The organism is Chroococcidiopsis sp., assembly GCF_051657925.1.
Classification (GTDB): Bacteria; Cyanobacteriota; Cyanobacteriia; order Cyanobacteriales; family Chroococcidiopsidaceae; genus Chroococcidiopsis.
Genome location: NZ_JBOFLP010000346.1, coordinates 1 through 6,178 on the forward strand (window position 1 = coordinate 1; position 6,178 = coordinate 6,178).

6 protein-coding genes are annotated in these 6,178 nt (G+C 43.0%); 2 read left to right on the forward strand and 4 right to left on the reverse strand.

Features of this window, described 5'->3' with window-relative positions:
* Nucleotides 1-33: 33 nt before the first annotated feature.
* A complete protein-coding gene (locus ACRC32_RS27510; protein ID WP_438556963.1) occupies nt 34-780 on the forward strand; it encodes a class I SAM-dependent methyltransferase in 747 nt (248 codons plus the stop codon).
* A gap of 114 nt (nt 781-894) precedes the next feature.
* Nucleotides 895-1,992 (forward strand): iron-containing redox enzyme family protein, encoded by a 1,098-nt coding sequence (locus tag ACRC32_RS27515; protein ID WP_438556964.1) that lies wholly within the window; start codon nt 895-897, stop codon nt 1,990-1,992.
* Nucleotides 1,993-2,084: 92 nt separating this feature from the next.
* Here the strand turns inward: ACRC32_RS27515 and ACRC32_RS27520 are convergent, their stop codons facing one another.
* The 4 genes from ACRC32_RS27520 to ACRC32_RS27535 form a co-directional block, all read right to left on the reverse strand.
* A complete protein-coding gene (locus ACRC32_RS27520; protein WP_438556965.1) occupies nt 2,085-2,801 on the reverse strand; it encodes an SAM-dependent methyltransferase in 717 nt (238 codons plus the stop codon).
* Nucleotides 2,802-2,918: 117 nt separating this feature from the next.
* Nucleotides 2,919-4,226 (reverse strand): MFS transporter, encoded by a 1,308-nt coding sequence (locus tag ACRC32_RS27525; protein ID WP_438556966.1) that lies wholly within the window; start codon nt 4,224-4,226, stop codon nt 2,919-2,921.
* 42 nt (nt 4,227-4,268) lie between these two features.
* Nucleotides 4,269-5,852, reverse strand: a complete 1,584-nt coding sequence (locus tag ACRC32_RS27530) for an FAD-dependent oxidoreductase (RefSeq protein ID WP_438556967.1) — start codon at nt 5,850-5,852, stop codon at nt 4,269-4,271.
* 155 nt (nt 5,853-6,007) lie between these two features.
* Nucleotides 6,008-6,139 (reverse strand): hypothetical protein, encoded by a 132-nt coding sequence (locus ACRC32_RS27535; protein ID WP_438556968.1) that lies wholly within the window; start codon nt 6,137-6,139, stop codon nt 6,008-6,010.
* Nucleotides 6,140-6,178: the final 39 nt, after the last annotated feature.

Below are 6,178 nucleotides of genomic sequence, written 5' to 3' on the forward strand. Positions count from 1 at the left end.
AGATAAATGTTTAAAGTAAATTAGGGCGTATCAATGGCATTATTGAGGGAAGAGTTACCACCCGACCGGAAAACCTCTGAAGAAGAACGTTTTCAAGATGACTATTATTCTTACTTTGAGGCTTCTGAAAATGCTACGCGGTATGCCCCTTCAGTTTGGTTCCTCAATGAGGCTTTTCAGCAACAGTCATTTTCCGTACTAGATCTAGGATGTGGCAACGCAGCTTTGAGTAAATATTTACCAGAGCGTTGTGAATATGTTGGAGTCGATCATAGTAAAGCAGCGATCGAACAATGTTTAAGCCTATATCCTAACAAGCAATTCATTGCCAAAGATTTATCAATATTACTACCGGAACTTGCTTCGGAAAATAAGAAGTTTGATGCAGTAGTACTAGCTGGGCTACTATTCCACAATGTTGATAAAGAAACTTTGGAGAAAAAAGACGATCGAGACCTGATTCAATTTTGTTTGAGTCAGTTGACAAGCGAAAAGGGATATTTGGTCATTATTGTGCCTTTTGCCTATGGCAACCATCCATCGCACAATCTGTTTGTTCGAGCCGAATGGTTGCAAAAGTTAGTAGAAGATATGCTAAATGCAGCAAAGGCAAAAATTGTCTACGAAAATATCTCTCTCCAAATCGGGTTGGATGAAAAAGTTCGGCAGCAGAAGCAAATCCCTGACTGGTTTGTGGCAGATAGCAATGCAGATTATGCCAACAATTATGCTGGAACGTATATGGCGGCTTGGACGTTTATTGCTTCAGCTAATGGGTAATGGGTAATGGGTAATTGCTGATTTCACTACTCACTAAATAACCAATGGTAGATGTATCGGGCAGTACCGATGACTGAAAATTATTAGTAGTTATCTCAAGGATGAAGCAGATAAATGCACAGCGACATCGTAACCTCAAGCGCTGAGCCAAAGATTACGCCAACGCTAACAGCCACTCAATACTACGAACAGGCACAGCAGTTTATTCAACTGCTAGAAATGGAAGATCTAGATCGAAAGCTGACTGCACAGCCTCAAATCGCGACTGAGTTTGAAAAAGCGATCGCCACGGCAATTGAGACGGCTTATTTAGCTGATTTAAAAATATCTAGTGATGATGCAGCACATCTGTTTCTCCAGCGCGTACTTTATCGCATCAATCGGCTAAAACTATTTTGGTACGACGATTTGCGGCGCTACACTAACGAGCGATCGCCTTACTTAAGAAAGATACGCGATCGGATTGAGGAAGTTTGGCAGCAGTGGGAACTGAGACAATTCGATCTCGCGGCGTTTCAAGGCATAGATATCAGACAAGCACTGCTCGATCGCGTCGCTGTCGATCTCGAACCACCATTGTCTGACGATGCTCGATACTTTCGCGATCGCGTCGGTGAAGCAGGCTACCGTCGTCTGTTGGCGATCGCTTCTCTAGATGGATTAGTAGAAGCAAGCCAGCTATCCCGCACTCTGGGAGGCGTTGCGAATGAGGTGCATTCGGTGTTGACGCGATTGCTTGTAGAAGAATACGGTGGTGGTCGTTTGGGACGCAAGCACTCTTCCCACTTTACAACGATGCTTGAAGCAGTGGAAATGCAAACTCAACCAGAGGCATATTTCGATCTCGTACCTTGGGAGGTGCTAGCAAACATCAATCATAGTTTCTTGCTTACCGAACGCAAGCGCTACTTCCTGCGTTACATCGGCGGATTGCTTTACGGAGAGCTTTCCGTACCAGCTGGGTTTCGCAACTACCGAGCTGCTGGCGAACGGCTGGGACTATCAACAAACGCTATGAGCTATTGGGATCTGCATATCAAGGTAGATGAATTGCACGGTCGCTGGATGTTAGATGACGTTGCCTTACCACTCATATCTCAATATCCTCATGATGCATGGGAAATGGTGTTAGGCTACGACCAGCAAAAGTTTTTGAGCGATCGCGCAGGTGCAGCTGTAACGCGATCGGTGCGGGAAGCAGAGCAAAATTAGTGAAGACTAGCTCCCCCCTACTGCTTTTAAAACGGGCGAGCAAAGCCCCCCTTTTGAAGGGGGGTTGGGGGGATCTCCGAGATATCTTGCAATTACAAACAAGTCATCAACCGAGAAAATTCTGTAGATAAATCGACTTTGCAGCCACGTTTTTTGGCAAATAAAACACCTGCTAAAAGATAGATATTTCCCGAACAAAACGCTCTGTTATCCTTTTGTAGCTCTTGAATTCGGTTCTTAACTTTTTGCTCGGAGCTATAATAGCCAAACCTTAGAGGTGAAATCATGAAATTGCTAACAGAGTATCCTTGGGCGATCGCATAGTTAATTAATCCGACCGGATTAGAATAACTAGAAACCATAACCAAGACATTTTCGTAATTTAACGTCAACAGCTTTTGAGTAATTGTAATTCCTTCTAACCCGCCATGTAATAAAGGCTGCAAAAGCTTGTTATCCAGTGCTGGTAAATAAGGTGGGTTTGAAATCAAGTATTTAGCATGTGGTTTAGTGGCATCAAAAAAGCAGCGATTATCTACTTTATACTTGTCGCTGAGTTCGTATGCTTCAACCTTTGAATTTGCCTCTTGACAAGCCAAATTATTTAACTCAAATCCATGTACGATTCCGTTGAAATTTGTTCTTAGCAGTGACTGAATTACAGGACTACCATCGCCAGAACCAAATTCTATTATAGATTCTGAATTAGAACAATTATTTAAAACCAAAGTTTCTACACAATGTGAATAAAAATTAGACTCTTCTGGACAAAAGAAAATATGATTTAGGGCTTGGGGTGAGGTAAGCATGTAACTCTATACGACGATGACTATAAAAACAGTAATGTATGAACATTTTTATCAACATCCATCTCAAGAGTTATAGCCCAAATTGCTAATTTATATTTAGATTGATTTTTTTTAGTATTATTCATCACAATTCTCTAAATCTAGAGGAATAAAATAAAGGGTGAATATTCCTGGGATCGCTAGCAAGCAGACCAAAATAAAAAATACGGGATAGCCTAAAACTTGTTGAAGATAGCCGCTGATGAATCCAGGTAACATCATTCCTAAAGCCATAATGCCTGTAGAAATAGCAAAATGAGAGGTTTTGTATTCTTCCTTGGCAATATAAATTAAATAAACGCTATAAGCTGCCATTCCCAATCCATAACCAAATTGTTCTATAGCTACTAATACATAAACTAATGTAATCGCGGGCTGAGTGTAAGCCATATAAACATAAAATAAGTTAGGCAAATTCAGAGCGATCGCCATCCACCAAATTATTTTTTTAAGCTCAAATTCAGCAATTAATATGCCACCAATGACTCCACCTAACACCAAGGCAAAAGTTCCGATAGTTCCGTAAGCTAATCCCACATCTGAAGTAGAAAGCCCTAACCCCCCAACAGTAGTTTCATCCAACAAAAAAGGAGCAGATATTTTCACTAACATTCCCTCTCCAAATCTGTAAAAGAGAATAAAAGCCAGAACTGCCAGAATTTTTGCTTGACTGAAGTAAGACTGCACAGCTTGATTGTAAAAGCTAAAAATTGTCTTGACTGAGACTTTTTGCTCTATATCATTAGTAGGGAGAGGTAAAAGAAACCAGTGAAAAATAACGATCGCAGCAAAGATGACAGACGATAGCGCGATCGCGATCGTCCAACTTAAAGCAATATCTTCCAATTCCAGCTCTAATTGTCCTGCCAAAAAGACAACAATTCCAGCAGCGAAAATTGTGGCAAATCTGTAAAATGTCGAGCGAATACCAACAAAAAATGCTTGTGCATCTCGTTCGAGAGCTAACATATAAAAACCGTCAGCAGCAATATCATGTGTGGCTGAAATGAATGCTCCAATTCCTAAAATTAGTAGAGAAACTAAAAAGAAGTTGGAAACTTGAAACGAGTAAGCTAAACTTAATAAGCAGATAGTCATACCCAATTGAGTGTAGATCGTCCACTTTCTTTTAGTGGCGTAACCATCTACAATTGGTCCCCAAAACATCTTTAATACCCAAGGCAAGTACAAAAAACTCGTCCAAAAGGCAATTTGAGTATTGTCTACACCTAATTGCTTGTAAAAAATTACAGAAACATTATTGATGATGACGTAAGGAACACCCTCGGCAAAATATAGCGTTGGGACAAACAGCCAAGCGGAAACTCGACTATGAAAACGGGAGTCGGGAGTCGGGAGTCGGGAGTCGGGGGAAGAAATTTTCATCCCTATAAGCAAGTCACAAGTTAAAAGTTATAAAGTCAAATCCTACAATTTCAACATTCCCACCAAATCTAAATTGGGACGGCGTAATTCATCTGGGGCAGGCATTCGATCTAAGCGCATTAATTCTACAATTGCAGCAGCCTCCGTATCCCTTTGACTTGCCGCAGCAGCTAAAACGCGATCGCCTTGGACGTAAAATGCCATAAACTCTCGCTGTTGTAAGTCACCCTGAAAGATAATTTCATCCCACTGTTCGGCGTGTCCGACATAACGGAGGGGAAATTGAAATTGCATCGTCCAAAAAATCGGTACGCCGCGATACTTCACCTGCTGTCCTGCCATATTGTAAGCAGCAATGCGCCCGTGTTGTGCCGCAACCCGCCAATGTTCGATTCGCGTGGGTTCTTGCGTCCGCCAATCTGGATACCTTGCAATGTCACCCGCAGCATAAACGCCATCAGCAGCTTGCAAATACTCATTGACTTGGACGCTTCCATCCTTCGGGTGTAACTCCAACCCTTGCAAAAACTCAGTGACAGGTTGAACGCCAATTCCTACTACGACTAAATCGGCATCCAAGCGATCGCCATTATCTAACACTACGGCTTCAACTTTGCCATTGCCTTCAATCTGAGTCGCTTTTCTTCCCAGATGGAACTTCACGCCATTTTCTTCATGAACTTGTTGAAATAGCTTGCCAATTTCTGCCCCTAGAATTTTCTCAAAAGGCAACGTAGAGGGGGATACTACCGTCACCTCTAAACCCCGTTGAGTTAATCCAGAAGCGGCTTCCATGCCAATAAAGCTAGACCCGATAACGACAGCCCGTTTTGCCTTATCTGCTGCCGCTAAAATGCGATCGGTATCGGCAAAGCTGCGAATGGTAAAGATATTTTGCAAGTCGCTACCAGGAACGTTAAGTTGGCGTGGCTTACCACCTGTGGCTAACAGTAAGGCATCGTATTGCAGTGGATCGCCATTGGCAAAAGAAATTAACTTACCATTGACATCAACTTGCACTACCTGTTTATTCAGCCAGACTTCAATGTGGCAATCTTGGTAGAATTGAGCCGATCGCAGTGGCATGTCGTCCGTCGTAACTTTACCTGTCAAGTAATCCTTACTCAACCAAGTGCGATCGTATGGCAATCGGTCATCCTGCGTCACCATCACGATTCGTCCCTGATAACCCGCCACTCTTAATGTCTCGGCGGCGTGCGCCCCTGCTGCCCCTGCACCTAAAATGACAAACGTGCGTTTATCTTCAGGGTTATACTCAGCCATATGCGGCTGCCTGCGCCCAGCACCATTTTCTGGAATACTAACAATTATGCGATCGCCTTCTATTTTGACTCCATATTTTTGTAGAGAATCCAAGCCTGGAGGTTCTTGCTGTTCGCCTGTAGTCAAATCGAAGTATGCATTGTGCCAGGGACAAACAACATGGTTTTCACACAATACCCCTTCTGCTAGCGGTGCTTGATAGTGGGTACAATATGCCCCCAGCGCGTAATACTTATCTGCTAGACGCACTAGTAGCACATCAGTCTCACCAACAGAGACTTGTCGCATTTCCCCATTTTGCAAATCGTTGACATCAGCAACGACAGCTTCTAACTGCGGCATAGTTACACAAAAATTGAATTTAGTCTGGATCGTCCCAATACTTTTTGGTTAACGTACAATCCTCCCTAATCCCCCTTTTCAAGGGGGGAACAAAGCCCCGCTTTTTAATGGGAAACAAAGCCCCGCTTTTTAAGCAGAGGAACAAAACCCCCTTTTTAATGGGGTTGGGGGATCTTCAAGATCTTTGAATCGATAACCGAGGTATATTGGATCGCCTCCCTAAGGTAGCTTATCGAGCGATCGCCCCACATAGACACCCCCCAAGGGATGAAGTGGTCACTTGTCATTTGTCATTATTCTCCTCTGCCCCTCTGCCCCTCTGCCCC